Source organism: Synechococcus sp. A10-1-5-9 (assembly GCF_047716785.1).
GTDB lineage: Bacteria > Cyanobacteriota > Cyanobacteriia > PCC-6307 > Cyanobiaceae > Synechococcus_C.
This window is the reverse complement of record NZ_CP180406.1, coordinates 1,723,573-1,743,241: the sequence shown is the minus strand read 5'-3', so window position 1 is coordinate 1,743,241 and position 19,669 is coordinate 1,723,573. Positions and strand designations below refer to the sequence as shown.

Genomic DNA, 19,669 nt, shown 5'->3' with positions numbered 1-19,669 from the left:
CCGGAACCCGGTGCCCTGCGCACGGTCCTGGCGTTCCCCAGCACCTATACCGTGGGAATCACCAGCCTCGGTTACCAAATCGTCTGGGCCACGCTGGCCTCGCGATCCGATCTGGATGTGCGCCGGCTATTCACCGATCAGGGGGATCCCCCGCACCGCCGCTGCGATCTGTTCGGCCTGTCCCTGAGCTGGGAACTGGATGGTCCGGTGTTGCTGGATCTGCTCGAAGACCAGGGCATCCCGATCTGGAGCGAACAACGAACGGACACTGACCCGGTCGTGTTCGGAGGGGGGCCTGTGTTGACCGCGAACCCCGAACCATTGGCGCCATTTTTCGATGTGATCCTGCTGGGGGATGGGGAGGAACTGCTTCCGACCTTCATCGACGCCCTGCAGGCGGTGCGCGATGAACCACGGGCCGTGCGTCTGCGGCACCTGGCGAAGGTTCCCGGCATCTATGTGCCGGCGCTCTATGCCCCAAGCTTTGATGCCGAGGGATCACTGCGATCGATCGAACCGATCGAAACGGATCTGCCTGCCACCGTGACCAAGCAGACCTGGCGCGGCAACACCCTCAGCCATTCCACTGTGATCACGCCGGCGGCCGCATGGCCGGACATCCACATGGTGGAAGTGGTGCGCAGCTGCCCTGAACTCTGCCGCTTCTGTCTGGCCAGTTATCTCACGCTTCCTTTCCGCACACCATCGCTGGATGACGGCCTGATCCCAGCGGTCGAACGAGGCCTCAAGGCGACCCGGCGTCTGGGACTGTTGGGAGCGTCAGTCACCCAGCACCCGCAATTCGATGAACTGCTCCGCTGGCTGAATACCGATCGCTTCAACGATGTACGCGTGAGTGTGAGCTCCGTGCGGGCCGCCACCGTGACCCCTGCCCTCGCCTCTGGGCTTGCCAATCGAGGCAGTAAATCGCTGACCATCGCAATTGAAAGCGGCAGTGAACGGATGCGACGCGTCGTGAACAAGAAGTTGAGCAGCGAAGAGATTGACGCAGCGGCACGCCATGCCAAGCAGGGTGGTCTGAGCGCCCTCAAGTTGTATGGAATGGTGGGCCTCCCCAGCGAAGACGATGAGGATGTGGAGGCGACCGCCGATCTGCTCCTACAGCTGAAGAAAGCCACACCTGGGCTGCGCTTCACCCTGGGGGTGAGCACATTCGTGCCCAAAGCCCACACGCCGTTCCAATGGCAGGGGGTACGGCCGGAGGCCGACAAACGCTTGAAGCGCCTCGGCAAACGACTCAAACCCAAAGGCATTGATCTGCGACCAGAGAGTTATGGCTGGAGCGTGATCCAGGCGCTGCTGTCGCGGAGTGATCGTCGACTGGCTGCGGTGATCGTGGCTGTTCGCGGAACACAAGACAGTCTGGGTGGTTGGAAGAAGGCCTACCGGGCAGCCAGAGCCGGGGAACTACCAACAGCCAAAAGCGCGGGAGTGGAGCTACCCCTCCCTCCAGCATGGGAAAGGGTCGTACACGACACCTGGCCCGACGACACGGTGCTGCCGTGGGAGCACCTCAGGACAGCGCTGAAGAAAGAAACCCTTCAACATCATCAAAACGAGAGTCTAGGAATTAAATGAGGATTTAATGAGGAAACATGATAATGCAATGAGAATGCGATGCCCTCACATACATTTGATGTTGTAAAGCGAACAAAGCCTTGCGGTTTCCGTATGATTTGAACACAACAAGGCCTCATCAGGCTTAGGCAAATGAACTTATCTAACCTGATTGAATCACTGAGTGCCTATCGGGCGCGTTCTCTGCATACCAGCCTCAATCAACCTGAGGGGCCAGACCCAGACATCGGCTCAATCGACAACAACCCGGCACCCACCCCCATTGATCAACCCCTGACAGTGGCGCGTGGCTTGCTCCAAAACGGTGCCACCACTCCGCTAAGTCAACAACTTAATTCAACTGAGAGTTTCAGCGAAGCAATCCATGGAAATAACTCCATAACAACCGAGGAAGAAGCTAATGAAACCACCAATATTGAGTTCAGAATTGAATCGAAATATCTGCATGCAGGACGGTGTGCCTGCTTTGCTTGTAGCTATAGCCGGGATTCATTAGAAACTGATCGTGAAAGCAATGCTGAACTAAATAACACCCTATCGAATGCGGATCCAACGATTGCCTTTGGAACACTCAACGAACTATCGGATTATCTGACCACCGGATTCTGGGAAGAGGCAGGAACATACACAAGGCGATTCAACTTAGGTGGCAGCGGTTTAGGCGCCAAAAACGGTCAATTGACCTACAACATCACCGGATGGGCGGATGATTCAAACGGATTGTCTGCGGAACGTCAAAATCTCACCCGAGAGGTTTTTAAAGTCTACGAAGCCATCACTGGCATCTCATTTGTTGAGGTCGCAACCGAAGGTGATTTTCGCTTTACAGATAATGATTCAGGAGCCTATGCCTATCTTGGTGGCGGATGGTATGACCAAGACCCAAACACAGGAACCATTGATTACAACGCAGCCATTATCGACTACAGCGTTATCAACGTTGCGTCATCCTGGTTTTACGGAGATTCAAGCTACAACAGCTACACACCACAAACGATTTTTCATGAAATCGGACATGCTCTTGGCCTAGGACATCAGGGGCAATACAACGCTGGCAATGGAAATCCCACCTATGAGAACAGTGCGCAATATGGCAATGACACCTGGCTGACCACCATGATGTCGTATTGGTCTCAAACAACCAATACGAATGTCAATGCCTCAGGAGCATATCTACAGACACCGATGACGGTGGATTGGATTGCGCTAGATAAACTCTACGGATCACAGGGCTATGGATCATTCAACGCCTTCAACGGCAACACGGTTTACGGCGTAGGCACAAATATCTCAAGCGGTACCAGCGAAATTATGAATAATTTCGCAACGATGATTAGCGATACAGCTTACACACTTGTTGATGGATCAGGTTATGACATCTTGAACGTCAGCAATTATTCTGATGATCAGTTTATCAATTTAGCGCCATCAGAACTCAATGGCACCCTTCCATCAAGCTCAAGCATTGGCGGCCTCGTTAACAATCTAACGATTGGAGTTGGCACCATCCTTGAGGAAGCCATTGGCGGCAGCGGCAATGACACATTCCTTGGAAATATTGCAGATAACGTGTTCAGAGGTGGCAGTGGCGGAGACAGGTTTTACGACAGCTTCGGATCCGACACGTATTACGGAGGATCCGGAAGCTTCGATGCTCTTTACTTCTCTGAAAGCTACAGCGATTTCTCCATTGAAAACCTGGGAACATCCTTAGCCTTTAGCCGAAACAATTCGGGCCTGGGTGACACCGATCTGATCTGGAATGACATCGAGCTTGTTTATTTCAATGACGACGTCATCAAAACTTATCAGGAACTTTTAGCCGATATAACGCCTAGCAATACCCCTCCCACAGCTAGCAATGTTTTCATCTCTACATCAGAAGACAGCAATAGTATCTACGGAAACTTCAATGCCGACGATCCCGACAGCAACGATGTACTCACATACACGATCACAACGACACCATCCATCGGATTAGTAAGCATTAACAGCAACGGAAGCTTCACCTACAACTTCGGCGACGTTTTCCAATCGCTCGGCGATGGAGACTCAACCGACGTTGTCTTTCAGTACATCGCATCCGACAGCAGCGATACCGAGAGTGATCCAGCCACGGTCACCATCACGATCAACGGCAGCAATGATGCGCCGATCCTGAGTGGCACACAAGCCACACTCGGATCGTCTGAATTCAACAGCACAGTCATTCTCACCGAAGAGGAACTTCTTCAAGGATTCTCCGATCCGGAAGGTGACACACTCTCGATTGTCAATCTGTCCGCCAGCAATGGAACGGTCATTGACAACAATAATGGCACTTGGACATACACGCCAAATAACAACTTCTCGGGAACGATCTCTCTCACCTATGAAGTCATCGATTCCAAGGGCGGGTCTGTTACAACTAACAACTCCTTCGATATTAAAACCGCAACACTAGCGAAAGATAATGATGGCAACGGCATCGTTGATGGTTCAGAGCTCTCCGCTTACAAGATTTTCTCAGAGGATGCTGCCATCACCATCCAAAACAGAAACGGACAGACCTATAACGACAACTCAACCATTAACTGGGATGTCGTTGCTGCCATCGAAACGAACACCGGCTTCCAGGTTCTCCTCGATGGCGCAGTCACCTATGAAAATCAGTTCTATGTCTGGGACACCAACGCAGACGGCGTCATCACCCAATTCAGCGGTTGGATCTCAGCAGAAGACGCCACCTCAAAAGGCTGGGAAGAAATCTTCAATCTTGACCTTAATAGCGATGGTTTGATCGGGGCTCCACTTGCAGATGACGATCAAAACGGCATCGTTGATGGTTCAGAGCTCTCCGCTTACAAGATTTTCTCAGAGGATGCTGCCATCACCATCCAAAACAGAAACGGACAGACCTATAACGACAACTCAACCATTAACTGGGATGTCGTTGCTGCCATCGAAACGAAGACCGGCTTCCAGGTTCTCCTCGATGGCGCAGTCACCTATGAAAATCAGTTCTATATCTGGGACACCAACGCAGACGGCGTCATCACCCAATTCAGCGGTTGGATCTCAGCAGAAGACGCCACCTCAAAAGGCTGGGAAGAAATCTTCAATCTTGACCTTAATAGCGATGGTCTGATCGGGGCTCCACTTGCAGATGACGATCAAAACGGCATCGTTGATGGTTCAGAGCTCTCCGCTTACAAGATTTTCTCAGAGGATGCTGCCATCACCATCCAAAACAGAAACGGACAGACCTATAACGACAACTCAACCATTAACTGGGATGTCGTTGCTGCCATCGAAACGAACACCGGCTTCCAGGTTCTCCTCGATGGCGCAGTCACCTATGAAAATCAGTTCTATGTCTGGGACACCAACGCAGACGGCGTCATCACCCAATTCAGCGGTTGGATCTCAGCAGAAGACGCCACCTCAAAAGGCTGGGAAGAAATCTTCAATCTTGACCTTAATAGCGATGGTTTGATAAGCCCACCCACCACACTGTCTTCCCCCACCCTGGAAGCTCGGTTTAACGACCAATGGCACCTGCAAGGCTCATCAGTCGGAGGCGCCAATGTTGCTTCGGCATGGTTGTTGAAAAACAAATCTGGAAACAACATCTATGGCACTGGAGTTCATATCAACATCATTGATGATGGTCTTGATTGGCGTCATCAAGACCTGAATCAGAATTACATCGCAACATCAAGTTATGACTATGTCGGCGGAGATAACGATCCAACACCCACTGACTCCCGGGACGACCATGGCACAGCCGTTGCTGGGGTCGCCGCCGGTTATGGACATAACGGCATTGGCATCACAGGAGCAGCGCCGAACGCCAACATCAGCGGGCAACGGTTGCTCGGTGCAGGAACAGCAAGGAATGAAGCGTCTGCTCTGACGCGAACGATGAATGCTGTGGATATCTACAGCAACAGCTGGGGACCGAATGACAACGGCAGGCTTCAGGCAGCACCGGCTCGGGTTCTTGCTGCGCTGAAGGATGGGGTCACGAATGGCCGTGATGGCAAAGGCGCGATTTACACCTGGGCCGGTGGAAATGGACGGAACAGCAACGACAACTCGAACTACGACGGCTATGCCAACTCCCGCTATGTGATCTCGGTGGCAGCGATGACCAATCGAGGACGGTATTCCGGATACAGCGAACCGGGTGCGAATGTTCTGGTCAGCGCACCATCCAATGGCGGCACCGATGCCATCACCACCACCAGTACCAACAACAGCTACATCGACAACTTTGGTGGCACCTCCTCTGCCACTCCATTGGTATCAGGCGTGATCGCCTTGATGTTGGAAGCCAACCCCAATCTCACTTGGCGAGATGTGCAACATGTGCTGGTCAACAGCTCGGATGTGGTGGATGCCAAAAGCAATGGATGGTTCACTAATGGAGCCGAGCACGACTTCAGCCATGACTACGGATTTGGCCGCATCAATGCAGAAGCAGCGGTCGCCTTGGCCAAAACGTGGAACAACGTGGGTGACGAAGTCTCCTATTCCGCCAGCATCACCCCAGGAATCGCCATTCCCGATGCCGGTGGCGGATCGATCAGCAGCACGATCACCATCTCACAAGACATCACCTTGGAGTCCGTGGTGATTCCAATTCTGTCGGACCATACCTATGCCGGCGATCTCACCATCACGCTCACCTCTCCGGAAGGAACCACTGCCATCCTCAGTGAAGGAAATCGACGGGACACAAGCACGCTGAATTTCAACTTCAGTGCCAAAACCTTCTGGGGAGAGAGCAGCAGGGGAGTCTGGACGCTCACCATCAATGACCTGGCAAGCCTTGATACAGGCACACTCGACCAGTGGGGCTTGAATCTGTACGGAACCCAGGGAACCAACTTCAACGCAGCAACCACCGACTCGATCACCGGCAACGAACTGGAGACGTTCACCGGTGCATCAGGAATGACCTACGCCTCGAAAGAAGCACTCGAGCAGATTGAAGGCCTGTCGAGTTATCTCAGCCACATCGAAGATCTGCTTGCTGAATCACCCGAGAAAGCTACTGGGGATTGGCTAATCGGAACCCAAGGGCCACAAGATCAGATCATGCGTGCTTCGGAATTAGGGGTTTCTGATTCCATAACGAGCCAGACATTTAATGCCCAAAATGGCATTTCAAGCTTCTCGATGATTTCAGCACTGGACCCAACAGAATTCATTGCTCAAAGCCTTGACTCTTTAGGAACAAATTTGAGCTATGCCTACCCCGAATTGTTGCATGACACAACCACGCGGAGCCTTATTCCTTTCCTTGAAACCAGCACGTTCAAGGCGTAATCATCGATCAATATCCTTATAGTTTGCAATACCGCTGCGTAACCCCGCCAGCAGGATCCAGCCGGCAATATTCAGACGGCTGTCGAAAAACGGTAGATCCGTGGCGTGCAGAACCACCAGCACCAGCACGGCTGTCCACCAGGCTCGATCAAACAAGGTCGACAAACCACGGCGCAGGCTCACCACCAGCAACACCAACACCAGACCCACCACCAACAAAGCCACCGGCACGCCATGGCTGATGGCCAGTTCAAGCGGAAGATTGTGGGCATGACCATGCCACTTACCCGCTCTCAGGGGATAGATCACTGAAAAAGCTGCAGCACCCCAGCCAAACCAGGGGCGTTCCGCAATCAACTGCATGGCCAGCCCCCACTGGCTGAGCCGTGTGGACGCCAACGCACGCTCGCCGGCGTACTGCGCATCGCTGAGACGAGCCCAGACCCCCTCAGGCACAAGCGTGCGGGCGGGATCCTGGAGCGCAGGCGGCAGCCCCGGCACAACAGCCACCAGTACAGGCAACAGGGCCAACGCAAGCAGAGGCAGCAGCCAAGGCCAACTCGGCGGCCCGAGCACCAGCGGAACAGCCAAAACCAACGCTCCCCAGCCATTCCGGGACTCTGTGAGCACCAAAGACAGCACCACGGACGTGGCCAACGTGAGAACCACCCCACGACGCGTGCGGTTGAGACCGGGCTGAACCAACGCCGCGAGCACTAGTGGCCAGACCATCGCCAACCAGGCCGAAGCGATGTTGGCGTAATCGAACAGTCCCGACAATCGTCCTTCAGGGCGGCCACCGGCGGACACAAACCAAATGATCAAGCCGCCAAACAACTGCCAGGGTCCCTGCCATCCCAACCACAGCTGGCCCAGGCCGGTCACCACCACTGGAACGCTCCCGGCCACAAGCCAGAGACTGCAGCGCCGGCGGGATTGCCGAAGAGCCAAGTAGGGCTGAAACCCCCAGAACCCCCAGAAGAAGGGAATCCAGTTGGCCAGACCTGCCCAGGCCAGCACGCCTGAATACGACCGAAAACAACCAACCACCATGAGCGATCCAGCCAGAAGCAAGGGCGCATTCCAGGGATCACGCCAGAACGGCCGCGCCCGGCCCAGGCTTCCCAGAATCAATGCCGGAAAGAGCAGAAGGCCACCCAGCAGCGCACTGGATGGAAGCAGAAAGAGCCCCAACTGAAAGCAACGCCATCCCCAAATGGACGCCGAATTAGGAACTTCTCCGTCCAGCCAGGCCGTGACCATGGGCAGGAAGACGGTCATGCAAACACAGCTGTACGTCCTCGGTACACCATCACCTGACGACGAAGGTGGAGACGCAGAGCTCGGGCAAGGGCCAGCCGCTCAGTATCACGGCCTTTTCGAATCAAATCCCCCACCTCATCACGGTGACTGATGTTGGCGATCGTCTGCTCAATGATCGGCCCATCATCGAGTTCTTCGGTGACGTAATGCGCCGTGGCTCCGATCAGCTTCACACCGCGCTCCCAGGCCCGGTGATAAGGCTGCGCGCCCTTGAAGGCCGGCAGGAAGGAGTGGTGAATGTTGATCACCTCGGGAAAGCGTTCCAGAAAGTCTCCGCTCAGCACCTGCATGTATTTGGCAAGAACAGCCAGATCAATCTGGTGCTCATCCAACAGGTTGAGAATGGTGGCTTCTGCCTCCGGCTTGCTGTCCTTCGTCACAGGAACGCAGACGAAAGGAACACCAAAATCAGCACAGCAGGGTTCAAGGTCGGGATGGTTGCCGATCACCAGGGGAACCTGCATCGGCAGCTCCCCGCTGCGTGCCCGCCAAAGCAGATCCAGTAAACAGTGGTTCTGCTTGCTGACCAGGATCGCTACCCGGGGGTGGTCATCGGAAAAATGAACATTGGCGTCACCGCCCAGACGCTCCGCCAGAGCCTTAACCGCCAAAGGAATGGCATCCCTGGGTAACCCGAACCCCTCAACATCCCATTCGATCCGGCTTAGGAACAATCCAGCCTCAAGATCCGTGTGGTGGTCGGCGTGACGAATATTGCCGCCGTTGGCAGCCACCCAGCCGGCAATGTCACTGACGAGCGCCGGACGATCCGGACAGATCAAATGCAGGATGACCGAAGCGGAAGACACAGATGACATGGTGAATGACCCTGATTCTGAGCCTGGAAGAGCCGATGGGCTCTGCAATGGTGCGGGATGAGGGCCCGTGGTGTGGCCCAGTGACATCCGTTGAACCCCTGGAGCTGGCACTCAAGATTGCCCAACCGTACCCATTGCAACTGTGAAGATGACCACTGAAGGTCGCGGTTAAGCTCATTGCACTTCTCTTTGCTTCCATGCTGAGCGCCCTGCGTCGCCTTGCTGCGTTCTGCCTCTGTCTCGCTCTCTGCTTCGGCCTGGCCGCTTGCAGTGGCGGTGCCAATGCCAAGCCTGCCACCATCAGTCCTGACGACATGGCGGTGATTCGTCGCCAGGTTGAGGGATTCACGGCGGCCAAAGAGCGCCTTCCGGAATTGGCCCAACTCGTGAATCAGCGCGACTGGACCTTCACCCGCAATCTGATCCACGGGCCGATGCAAGAAGTGGGCCGCGAGATGCTGTACATCAACCAGCGCCTACTTCCCCAGGATCGTGACCAGGCCAATGCTCTGGCCGCTGACCTCAAGGAAGCCATGGCCGATCTTGACGAAGCAGCCCGTCTTCAGGATGGTGCTCGCCTCCAGAAGGCCTATGTGGCCGTGGCCACCGGCTTCTCCAACTATTCCAAGGTGATCCCTGCCCAAGCTCTGAGCTGACAGCCTCCATCGCCGTCATTGGTGCCGGCATTGTCGGCACTGCCACGTCCTGGCATCTCAGGCGCCGGGGATATGCAGTGGTTCTGGTGGATCCCTCTGTGGCATCCGCCGTTCCGCAAGCGTCGAACCAACGCTGCTTGAACGGAAGCACAGCGTCCCTCGGCGTTCTGATGGGCCATGCCTTTCGCCGTTCCAGCGGCCGGGGCTGGCGGCTTCGCCAACGAAGCATGGCGCTCTGGCCTGAATGGGTCGTGCAGCTTGACGATCCGACCTCACCACTCAGCCTTCAGACCCCTCTGGTTCAGCTGGCCAGCAGCGACGAGGACGCCGAACGCATGCGACAGCTCGCTGAAGCCAGACCGCACGCAGGGCTGCGTTTTCTTGACGAACAAACCCTGACGCCAGCACCGCATCCCTGGCCAAGGCCAGGCCATGGGGCTCTGCTGTCGGAACGGGATGGACGCGTGGATCCTCTGGGGTTGCTGAGGGCCCTGCGTCGTGCATTCGACACCGAGGGTGGGGCAACTCAAGCAACCCGTGTTGAGCATCTGCAACGCTCCGACGCTGCCAGGGGAGGCCGATGGCAGGTGATCACAGCCGAGGGCGATCGCTTCAACGTTGATGCCGTGGTGATCTGCTCGGCCCTAGGCAGTTCGCAATTGCTTGAGCCCCTGGGACACCACCGACCGATGGAGGCTGTGCTGGGGCAGGTGCTGGATTTGAAACTGCCGAACCCTCAACCCGGCTGGACGGGATGGCCAGCTGTGCTCACTTGTGGCGGCATCAATCTGATCCCCCACGGCGATCAGCAGCTGTGGTTGGGAGCCACCGTGGAACCAGGCACGGTGGCTGATTCCTCCCTCGTGTCTGCGATGACAACGCTGAACAACCAGGCACCGTCATGGTTGCGTGAGGCAGAGCGGATCGGCCAATGGCAAGGACTGCGGGCGCGCCCGCAGGGCCGCCCGGCACCGCTACTGGAGACACTGGAACCAGGCCTGATTCTGGCCTCAGGTCATTACCGCAATGGTGTGCTGCTGGCTCCAGCCAGCGCCGAATGGGTGGGCCAGCAGATTGATGCATCAATCCTTACCGGCCCTTAATTCGTCGCTGAACAGGTGCCCATAGGATCCGAACGGAGCTCGACCTCTTGACAAGCCGTTTTCGTCATCGAAATCATGCGTCGTTCCTTTCAAGCCAGAGCACTCACTGCCATTGCAGGACTCACCGCTGGCGTCAGCCTCGCCGCCTGCTCTTCCGGCGGTGGTGGAGACCAAGTCAAGGGCAAGCTGTCTGGGGCTGGCGCCTCGTTCCCAGCAGCGATCTACACCCGTTGGTTCCAGGAACTGGCTCCCGAGGGCATTCAGGTGAACTACCAGTCGATTGGATCCGGCGCTGGAGTGCGCCAATTCCAGGCCGGCACCGTCGACTTCGGAGCCTCGGACGCGCCGATGAAGCCCGAGGACATCGCCAAGGTGAGCCGTGGAGTTCTGCAAATCCCAATGACCGCTGGCGCCATCGCCGTGGCCTACAACCTCCCAGATTGCGACCTGAAGCTCACCCAGGAGCAACTGGCCGACATCTTCCTCGGGAAGATCAAGAATTTCAGCGACGTGGGCTGTGACGACAAAGCCATCACCGTGGTCCGTCGTTCCGATGGCTCCGGCACCACCTACAACTTCACCAAACATCTCTCAGCCATCAGCGATGCCTGGAAGAACGGTCCAGGAAGCGGCAAATCCGTGGCCTGGCCCACAGGCGTCGGTGCCAAGGGCAACGAAGGTGTCGCCGCCCAGCTGAATCAGATCGATGGTGGACTGGGCTATGTGGAAGTGGCCTACGTGAAAGGAAAGCTGCAGGCCGCTGCTTTGGCCAATGCATCCGGTGAGCAGGTGAAGCCCACCAACGAGAGCGAGAGCACAGCTCTGGCTTCGATCGACCTGGGTCCCGATCTGATCGGGGGCAATCCCAATCCTCCCAAGGGCTATCCGATCGTGACCTTCACCTGGATCCTTGCCTACAAGGAAGGCAACGCCGACAAGACCGAGCGTCTGCAAAAGGCCTTCAACTTCATACTCTCGGAGAAGTCCCAGAGCCAGGCTCCGGAACTGGGCTACGTCTCCCTGCCGGCCGAGGTTGTGGAGAAATCCAAGGCTGCCGTGGCCCAGATCAGCAAGTGATCAACAGAAAGGGGGCCTAACGGCCCCCTTTTTTGTTGATCACTTGATTGGAATCACTTGGTTTCAGTGAATTCGGCGTCGATCACATCATCACCAGCATCTGATGATCCGCTGGCTGCATCGGCTCCGGCACCAGCATCGCCACCAGGTGCAGCGCCGGCTTCCGCTCCGGCCTGTTGGTAAACAGAAGCACCCACGGTGTAGAGCTCCTGCTGAAGTTCCTCGAGCAGGGTCTTCATCGCGTCGTAGTCCTCCTTCTCGGTGGCCTCCTTGAGCTTGGTGCGCTTCTCTTCAACCTTGGCTTTGGCATCCGCATCCACTTTGTCGCCGAGCTCGCCCATCTGCTTTTCGGCCTGATACACGAGGGTTTCAGCCTGATTCTTCAGGTCGATCTTCTCGCGCTTCTCCTTGTCTGCGCTGGCGTTGGCTTCCGCATCCTTCACCATCTTGTCCACTTCGGAATCACTGAGGGTGGAGGCACCGGTGATGGAGATGGACTGCTCCTTGCCGCTGCCCTTGTCCTTGGCGGTGACGCTGAGAATGCCGTTGGCGTCGATGTCGAAGGTCACTTCGATCTGGGGAACGCCGCGGGGAGCTGCAGGAATTCCGTCGAGGCGGAAGGTTCCAAGACTCTTGTTATCGGAGGCCATCTCGCGCTCACCCTGGAGCACGTGAATCTCCACATTGGTCTGGCCGTCCACGGCCGTGGAGTAGGTCTCGGACTTTTTGGTGGGAACCGTGGTGTTGCGGGTGATCATCTTGGTCATCACACCACCGAGGGTTTCCACACCCAGGGACAGTGGGGTGACATCCAAAAGAAGGATGTCCTTCACTTCACCGGCGAGGACACCGCCCTGAATGGCAGCACCCACAGCCACCACCTCATCAGGATTCACCGTCTGATTGGGGTCCTTGCCGGTGGTCCGCTTGACCAGCTCCAGCACGGCGGGGATGCGGGTGGAGCCACCCACCATCACAATCTCGTCGAGCTCGCTGGAGGACAACTTGGCATCCTTCAGCGCCTGCTCCACAGGAATGCGGCAGCGGTCGATCAGGTTAGAGGCGAGCTCTTCGAACTTTCCACGGGTGAGGGTGAGGTCGAGATGCTTGGGTCCCTCGGGAGTGGCCGTGATGAAGGGCAGATTGATCTCGCTCTGCGTAGCACTGGAGAGCTCGATCTTGGCCTTTTCAGCCGCTTCGGTCAGACGCTGAAGAGCCTGCTTGTCCTGACGCAGATCAATACCTTCGTTGGCCTTGAAGCTGTCGGCCAAGTGATCGACGATCACCTTGTCAAAGTCATCACCGCCCAGATGGGTGTCACCGGAGGTGGAAAGCACCTCGAACACTCCGTCGCCCACTTCGAGCACGGACACATCGAAGGTGCCGCCGCCGAGGTCAAACACCAGGATGCGCTCGTTGCTCTTCTTGTCGAGGCCGTAGGCAAGAGCAGCTGCGGTGGGCTCGTTGATGATGCGCAGCACCTCGAGACCGGCGATCTTGCCGGCATCCTTGGTGGCCTGACGCTGGGAGTCGTTGAAGTAAGCAGGAACAGTGATCACGGCCTGGGTCACGGTTTCACCCAAGTACTTGCCGGCGTCTTCAGCCAACTTGCGCAGCACCTGAGCGCTGACCTCTTCAGGAGCAAATTGCTTCTCGAGAACCGGGCACTTCACCTTCACATTCGAGCCGGCCTTCTCGACCGAATAGCTCACTTCCTTGGATTCCTCATTCACTTCATCGACCCGCCGGCCGATGAAGCGCTTCACCGAATAAAAAGTGTTGTCTGGATTCATTACCGCCTGACGCTTGGCGATCTGACCCACCAGCTGATCCTGGTTCTTGGTGTACGCCACCACCGATGGCGTGGTGCGGAAGCCCTCGGCGTTGGCGATCACGGTGGGCTTGCCGCCCTCCATCACCGACACACAGCTGTTGGTGGTTCCGAGATCAATGCCGACAACTTTTCCCATTCGGTGGCTCCTGTCTCCGCGAAATGACTGATTAGATCCTTCGCATCTTCGTCAGAGGAAACGCCTGCAGGCGAGGTGTGGTTCCCGAACAGGCAGGCTGGTGGCCAGACACAGAACGGCAAGATGATCAGCGGAACCACCGGTCTGATCGGCCTGCTGGGGCAACCGGTGCGTCACTCGCTTTCGCCGGTGATGCAGAACGCCGCCCTCGAGGCCATGGGGCTTGATTGGCGTTACCTGGCTTTGCCCTGTGCGGAGTCCGATCTGGAGTGTGTGCTGACCGGCCTCAGAGCCGTGAACTGCCGCGGCCTGAACGTGACCATCCCGCACAAACAAGCCGTGGCGTCCTACTGCACAGAGCTAAGTGCTCTGGCCTCGCGTCTCCAAGCCGTGAACACCCTCATCCCCACCGACAACGGCGGGTGGCATGGTCACAACACCGACGTTGAGGGATTCCTGGCACCTCTTCAGACTGCGGCGGAGGCTTGGAACAACAGCACAGCGATCGTGCTGGGCTGCGGTGGCAGTGCCCGTGCCGTCGTGGCAGGACTTCAGCAACTGCCTCTGAAGGCCATTCACATCGCCGGACGACGGGATGCAGTCCTGGCTGCCTTCCTGAACGATCTGCGCCAACCCGTCGGAGAGGAGCGGGTCCCTCTGTTTGGCATGCCCCTCGAAAGAAGCCGGGTTAGGGAGCTCCTCGATCAGGCTTGCCTTGTGGTGAACACAACCCCACTGGGGATGGAGGGACACCAGAACAGTTCAAGCATGCCCCTCGATCGGGAGATCTGGACCGATCTCACGTCCAGCACAACCCTCTACGACCTCATCTACACGCCAAGGCCCACGCCTTGGTTGTCGCTGGGAGCAGAACGAGGTTGCCTCACGATTGATGGCTTGGAGATGCTCATCCAACAAGGCGCAGCATCCCTTCGCCGCTGGAGCGGTTGCTCGGACGTGCCGGTGGAGGTCATGCGCGAGGCGGCTCTCGACAGCCTTGCCTCGACAAGACGCTGAGCCTCTGCATCCCCAGACTCCGGGCCTACGCTCAAACCGTTTGAACCGCGGTCATGTCCATCCCTCCCTGGCAACGGTTCCTGGGTCTACTGGCGTATTTACTCCCCTGGAGTGACGCGATTCCCTTCGGACGTCACCTGATGGGGCAATTTCCTTGGCTGCAGTGGCTGACGCTGCCCGCTCTGCCGATCGCTCTCCTCGAGCAGGGAATCCCCTTCGGCAACCTTCTGATTTTCTTCCTGCTGTTCCTGGCCGTGGTCCGCAACCCGGCTGTGCCTTATTTCATTCGCTTCAACACGCTGCAGGCGTTGCTGGTGGACATCATCGTTGTGCTGCTCGGATATGCCTTCATGATTCTCCTGCAGCCTTTGGGCAGCGGTTTGATGCTGAGAACCCTCTCCAGCACTGTGGTAATTGCCGTGCTGGCCGTGGTGATTTTCGCTCTCGTGGAATGCATCCGCGGCAGAGAGCCAGATCTGCCGGGCTTGAGCCAGGCTGTACGAATGCAGCTCTACTGAAGACATCAACCCTCAGGAGATAGGCTGCTAGATCCGTCGCTCACCAAGGTGAGCCATCAGTCCCTGTCGGAGCTGTCTCCATGACCCAGCAGCCTTACTACGAAACCATGTACATCCTCCGCCCGGACATTCCGGAGGAGGAGGTTGAATCCCATCTCACCAAGTACCGCGACATTTTGGTCGAAACGGGCGCCGATGTACTTGACAACCAAATGAGAGGCAAAAGGCGCCTGGCCTATCCAATTGCGAAGCACAAAGAAGGCATCTACGTGCAGCTCAGCCACAACGGCGATGGTCAGCAGGTGGCCGTGCTCGAAAAAGCCATGCGTCTCAGCGAAGATGTGATTCGCTATCTCACAGTCAAGCAGGAAGGTCCTCTGCCCGCACCCCGCGTTGTGCCCGGCACCGAACCTGCTGCTCCCCAACCAGAACCCGCTGAAACCACGGCCTGAACAAGGGATTGTGGAAGTCGTGACCGGGCGATAGCGTCCGGTCATGCACCCCCAGGACCCCTCCCACCAAGCTCCGGTACCCATTTGGCGTCCAAAGCCTGATGCCGTTGAAGCAGAGACCAGCGAAGATCTAACGATCAGTGGCTTGAAGCAACGCATCGTCGATCTCGAGCAGACCGTGAGTGACTACGAAGTGCTGCTCAAAGAACTGCCGGACATGTTTGAACGCAAATTCCAGCAAAGGCTCGAGCCTTTGCTGGAACGGTATCGACTTCTCGCCAGAGCCCAGCAACTGCTTGACAGCAAAGCGGCTGAGTTGATCGATGAGTCTCCGGATAGTGAGCAGTCGCCATCGTTGTTCCGCTGGCGCTCGGATCAGCGTCGCAGCAGGCAGCAACCGGATGTGGATGCGGCGGCTTAAGTCAGGCGGCATTCACACCACAGGCATCAACGACGGCGAGCTGCTGACCAGAGACGAATGGGAAGACCCCAGATGTAGATAAACCCTTCGGCAGCGCGGTGATCGAACTGATCCTCGCTGCCGTAGGACGCCATTTCTGGAGCGTAGAGGCTGCTATCGCTGGACCCCCTGCCGGTGACAATGGCATTGCCCTTATGCAGACGCAGCCGGACCACACCGTTCACATAGGTCTGGGTGCGGTCCATGAAACCATCGAGGGCGTCCTTGAGCGGACCGAACCACAGTCCCTGGTACACCAGATCAGCCCACTGCATCTCCAGTTGTCGCTTGGTACGGAGCACATCAGCTGCGAGGGTGAGACTCTCCAGTTCCTGATGGGCCTGGATCAGCAAAAGCAAACCGGGCGTTTCATAAATCTCCCGACTCTTGATGCCCACCACCCGGTTCTCGATCATGTCGAGGCGACCGATGCCATGGGATCCAGCCAAACGGTTGGCTTCTCGGATCAAGGCGACAGGATCCAAACGCTGGCCGTTGATGCTCACCGGATCACCAGCTTCGAATGCGATCTCGATCTCCTCTGCTGCTGAGGGTGCCGCATCAATCGACACCGTCATGGCGAACACCTCTTCTGGAGGAGCCTGCATCGGATCCTCCAAAGGACCGGCTTCAATACTGCGGCCGAGAAGATTGAGATCGATTGAGTAGGGAGATTTCTTGCTCACCGGTGCTGGAAGGCCGCAGCGTTCGCCATAGGCAATCGTTTCCTCCCTGCTCATTCCCCATTCCCTGGCCGGCGTGAGCACCTTCAGATCGGGAGCCAAAGCGGCAATCGCCACATCAAACCGCACCTGATCATTGCCCTTACCGGTGCATCCATGGGCTACTGCATCCGCACCGACCTCGCGCGCCACCTCCACAAGCCGCCGGGCAATCAACGGACGTGCCAAAGCGGTCGACAAGGGATAGCGACCCTCATAGAGGGCATTGGCCCTGATGGCGGGAAAGGCGAATTCTTCGATGAACGGCCGAATGAGATCGCCCACAAGAGACTGACTGGCACCGGCATCAAGCGCCTTGCGCCGAATCGGCTCCAGCTCATCGCCCTGGCCGAGATCAGCTGCAAACGTGATCACCTCCTCGACACCCCACTCCTGCTTGAGGTACGGAATGCAGACACTCGTATCCACGCCGCCGGAATAAGCAAGCACAACCTTCTTGGCGCGTCCCATCAAGCGGACTCCTGATCTGTATCGGACTGCTCCGATTCTCCACTCCCGCGGGACGACCACAGCAACCAGATGGTGATCAACAGGGCAGGGGCCAGCACCAGCAGCAGCACCGGACCAGAACGGGCCTGGAGAGGCTCGGGGTGACGCGCACCCCAAAAGCGCAGTGCTGCACTCAGGAGCAGTGCTCCTGCCCACAGGAATCCAAGCAACGCCGCTTTGTTCAAGGAACTGTCACGGACTGTCTTCTATGATGGCGGATTGGCTTGCGAGATCTTGTCCTCAGCCCTCACGGACATGAGCGCCCTTGACGGCGTCAATCCAGCTCTCACCCGCTACGGCCGAAAGGAACCCGCTCCGGTGCTCCCCCTGAGGGAAGAGCCTGATCTGCTGAGCTGGCTCGAAACCAGTGGGCGACTGGTGGAGGATGAAGAATCCAGCTCTCCTGAAGTGAGCACTGTGGAAGAAGAGGAGCTGTCAGCTCTCATGGGTGAGAAAGAGGACTACAACGCTGCCGACGAGCAGAACGAAGAAAACTGGGAAGACTGATTTAACGTCCAGCCGATTTGCGGTTGGGTTTTGAGCGACGCTTCGGACCAGACATCTCGTCTAGATGGTCGCTGGCCGGCCACTGTTCTGATCGGCGCGGTCAGCACCGCGGCCTTTGTTTCGGACCGCTTGATCCCCAACAGCCTGTTGAGCCTGCCGCTCATGGCAGCGATGCTGGTGTCAACACTGATCACCTGGTGGGGAGTCCCCAGGTTGCGCGCCCTGAAGATGGGTCAGGTGATTCGAACGGAAGGCCCTCAGGGCCACCTCAGCAAATCAGGCACTCCCACGATGGGCGGGTTACTCGTTGTTCCCGTGGGCGTGATCATCGGGGGCCTCGTGAGCAGCGAAGGGCGCAGCGCTCAGCAGCTTCTCGCCATCGCCCTGGTCACCCTCGCGTACATGGTCATCGGTGGTGTGGATGACTGGAGCAGCCTGACCAAACGCACCAACACCGGACTCACACCCCGGGGCAAGCTGCTGCTTCAGGCCACTGCAGCTGTGCTGTTCCTGGGCTGGGCTGGATGGCAGGGCTGGATGGCAAACACAGTGAGTCTTCCGTTCAATCAGGAGCTTTCACTCCATTGGCTGATCTGGCCCTTGGCTCTGTTTGTGTTTCTTGCCGAGAGCAATGCCACCAACCTCACCGATGGACTCGATGGTCTGGCATCCGGTTGCGGAGCTCTGGTGTTCGCAGGGCTAGCCCTGCAACTGATGCTTCGAGGCAATGGCGGCGATCCTGCGCTGGCGGGATTTTGCATGGCCATGGCTGGATGCTGGCTGGGATTTCTGATCCACAACCGCAATCCCGCCAAGGTGTTCATGGGCGATACAGGCTCCTTGGCGATGGGAGCAGCGCTCACCGCCGTGTCCCTTCTCTCCGACAGTCTCTGGCCCCTTCTTGTGATGGGCGGGGTCTTTCTCGCCGAGTCCCTTTCAGTGATTGTGCAGGTGTGGGTGTTCAAAGCCACCAAGGGAGCCGATGGTCAAGGGCGGCGCATCTTCCGCATGGCGCCGCTGCATCACCATTTCGAACTGGGAGGAACACCTGAACAGGTGGTGGTGCCCTTGTTCTGGCTGGTTACGGCAGGTCTGGTCATGCTGGGGCTGGGGCTTCACCCCAACTGATCCCAACACCCATGAGTTATTTCACCTGGAAGGATGCCGGTCTGACCTCCGACTGCGCCAGTCTCGAAGCGATGGCCTCCCGCTTTGAGGAAGCCGCTCGACTGATGCGCCGGATGGCTGACCAAGGCTTCGTTCTGGAACGTCACAACGGAGCACAACGGATCAACCACAGCGATGCGGAGGTATTCAACGCATGGGGATTCGTGGATGAGGAACCGGCCGTGCGTCAACTCACGCTGATGCAGGACCTGAATTCCTGAACGGAGCGACCCGCTGATCGCTCTCTCAGCCTTATGACCTCGTTCTGAAGGCTCCCACCAGCCAAACCACAACAAACGCCAGAAGCGACACCCCGAGATAAATCAACGCCCACTTCTGAACCGTGGCGATCTCCCAACCAAACAGAAGACCATCCGCCGCATCCCCAGCTGTTGTGAAGCCAGTGGTGGTGAAGCTCAGAGAATTGGCCATCAGGCAGAGGGAGAGGATGGGTTCA

19 protein-coding genes are annotated in these 19,669 nt (G+C 57.3%); 13 read left to right on the top strand and 6 right to left on the bottom strand.

Going from position 1 to position 19,669, the window contains the following annotated elements; all coding sequences use genetic code 11:
• Positions 1–51 precede the first annotated feature (51 nt).
• Positions 52–1,599, top strand: a complete 1,548-nt coding sequence (locus ACLM45_RS09465; protein WP_415408973.1) for a B12-binding domain-containing radical SAM protein — start codon at positions 52–54, stop codon at positions 1,597–1,599.
• A gap of 279 nt (positions 1,600–1,878) precedes the next feature.
• Positions 1,879–6,912, top strand: coding sequence for a S8 family serine peptidase (locus ACLM45_RS09460; protein WP_415408971.1), 5,034 nt, complete (start codon positions 1,879–1,881; stop codon positions 6,910–6,912).
• Here ACLM45_RS09460 and ACLM45_RS09455 read toward each other — a convergent pair whose 3' ends face one another.
• Both ACLM45_RS09455 and purU read right to left on the bottom strand, forming a co-directional pair.
• On the bottom strand, positions 6,913–8,193 hold the full coding sequence (locus ACLM45_RS09455) for an O-antigen ligase family protein (RefSeq protein WP_415408969.1): 1,281 nt from the start codon (positions 8,191–8,193) through the stop codon (positions 6,913–6,915).
• A complete protein-coding gene (gene purU, locus ACLM45_RS09450) occupies positions 8,190–9,053 on the bottom strand; it encodes a formyltetrahydrofolate deformylase (RefSeq protein ID WP_006042711.1) in 864 nt (287 codons plus the stop codon). Before purU ends, ACLM45_RS09455 begins: the two co-directional genes overlap by 4 nt.
• Positions 9,054–9,058: 5 nt before the next feature.
• Between purU and ACLM45_RS09445 the strand changes: the two genes are divergently transcribed.
• The 4 genes from ACLM45_RS09445 to pstS all read left to right on the top strand — a co-directional run bounded on the left by ACLM45_RS09445 (position 9,059) and on the right by pstS (position 11,889).
• On the top strand, positions 9,059–9,199 hold the full coding sequence (locus tag ACLM45_RS09445) for a hypothetical protein (RefSeq protein ID WP_415408967.1): 141 nt from the start codon (positions 9,059–9,061) through the stop codon (positions 9,197–9,199).
• A gap of 51 nt (positions 9,200–9,250) precedes the next feature.
• Complete coding sequence (psbQ, locus tag ACLM45_RS09440) at positions 9,251–9,709, top strand: photosystem II protein PsbQ (RefSeq protein ID WP_006042709.1); 459 nt, start codon at positions 9,251–9,253, stop codon at positions 9,707–9,709.
• Positions 9,710–9,726: 17 nt separating this feature from the next.
• The gene (locus ACLM45_RS09435; protein WP_415411404.1) at positions 9,727–10,812 is read left to right on the top strand and encodes an NAD(P)/FAD-dependent oxidoreductase; all 1,086 of its coding nucleotides are present in this window, start codon (positions 9,727–9,729) and stop codon (positions 10,810–10,812) included.
• Positions 10,813–10,887: 75 nt separating this feature from the next.
• A complete protein-coding gene (gene pstS / locus ACLM45_RS09430; RefSeq protein WP_415408965.1) occupies positions 10,888–11,889 on the top strand; it encodes a phosphate ABC transporter substrate-binding protein PstS in 1,002 nt (333 codons plus the stop codon).
• A 53-nt stretch (positions 11,890–11,942) separates the two neighbouring features.
• Here the strand turns inward: pstS and dnaK are convergent, their stop codons facing one another.
• Positions 11,943–13,859, bottom strand: a complete 1,917-nt coding sequence (gene dnaK / locus ACLM45_RS09425) for a molecular chaperone DnaK (protein ID WP_006042706.1) — start codon at positions 13,857–13,859, stop codon at positions 11,943–11,945.
• Between the two features lie 123 nt (positions 13,860–13,982).
• Between dnaK and ACLM45_RS09420 the strand changes: the two genes are divergently transcribed.
• The 4 genes from ACLM45_RS09420 (at position 13,983) to ACLM45_RS09405 (ending at position 16,267) form a co-directional block, all read left to right on the top strand.
• A complete protein-coding gene (locus ACLM45_RS09420) occupies positions 13,983–14,876 on the top strand; it encodes a shikimate dehydrogenase (protein WP_415411403.1) in 894 nt (297 codons plus the stop codon).
• Between the two features lie 53 nt (positions 14,877–14,929).
• On the top strand, positions 14,930–15,394 hold the full coding sequence (locus tag ACLM45_RS09415) for a Tic20 family protein (RefSeq protein ID WP_415408963.1): 465 nt from the start codon (positions 14,930–14,932) through the stop codon (positions 15,392–15,394).
• A gap of 80 nt (positions 15,395–15,474) precedes the next feature.
• Entirely contained in the window at positions 15,475–15,846 is a 372-nt protein-coding gene (rpsF, locus tag ACLM45_RS09410; RefSeq protein WP_006042703.1) for a 30S ribosomal protein S6, read from the top strand.
• A gap of 43 nt (positions 15,847–15,889) precedes the next feature.
• Complete coding sequence (locus ACLM45_RS09405) at positions 15,890–16,267, top strand: hypothetical protein (RefSeq protein ID WP_415408961.1); 378 nt, start codon at positions 15,890–15,892, stop codon at positions 16,265–16,267.
• A gap of 26 nt (positions 16,268–16,293) precedes the next feature.
• Here the strand turns inward: ACLM45_RS09405 and ACLM45_RS09400 are convergent, their stop codons facing one another.
• Together ACLM45_RS09400 and ACLM45_RS09395 are read right to left on the bottom strand one after the other, a co-directional pair.
• Positions 16,294–17,499 (bottom strand): argininosuccinate synthase, encoded by a 1,206-nt coding sequence (locus tag ACLM45_RS09400; protein WP_415408959.1) that lies wholly within the window; start codon positions 17,497–17,499, stop codon positions 16,294–16,296.
• Positions 17,499–17,708 (bottom strand): hypothetical protein, encoded by a 210-nt coding sequence (locus tag ACLM45_RS09395; protein WP_415408957.1) that lies wholly within the window; start codon positions 17,706–17,708, stop codon positions 17,499–17,501. Before ACLM45_RS09395 ends, ACLM45_RS09400 begins: the two co-directional genes overlap by 1 nt.
• An 85-nt stretch (positions 17,709–17,793) precedes the next feature.
• Here ACLM45_RS09395 and ACLM45_RS09390 point away from each other — a divergent pair, with 85 nt between their 5' ends.
• From ACLM45_RS09390 to ACLM45_RS09380, 3 genes are all read left to right on the top strand, one after another.
• Positions 17,794–18,045, top strand: coding sequence for a DUF3134 domain-containing protein (locus tag ACLM45_RS09390; RefSeq protein ID WP_038005302.1), 252 nt, complete (start codon positions 17,794–17,796; stop codon positions 18,043–18,045).
• An 87-nt stretch (positions 18,046–18,132) separates the two neighbouring features.
• Entirely contained in the window at positions 18,133–19,173 is a 1,041-nt protein-coding gene (gene mraY, locus ACLM45_RS09385; protein WP_369776014.1) for a phospho-N-acetylmuramoyl-pentapeptide-transferase, read from the top strand.
• Positions 19,174–19,184: 11 nt separating this feature from the next.
• Entirely contained in the window at positions 19,185–19,433 is a 249-nt protein-coding gene (locus ACLM45_RS09380) for a hypothetical protein (protein ID WP_415408955.1), read from the top strand.
• A 31-nt stretch (positions 19,434–19,464) separates the two neighbouring features.
• Here the strand turns inward: ACLM45_RS09380 and ACLM45_RS09375 are convergent, their stop codons facing one another.
• On the bottom strand, positions 19,465–19,644 hold the full coding sequence (locus ACLM45_RS09375) for a cytochrome B6 (RefSeq protein WP_415408953.1): 180 nt from the start codon (positions 19,642–19,644) through the stop codon (positions 19,465–19,467).
• Positions 19,645–19,669: the final 25 nt, after the last annotated feature.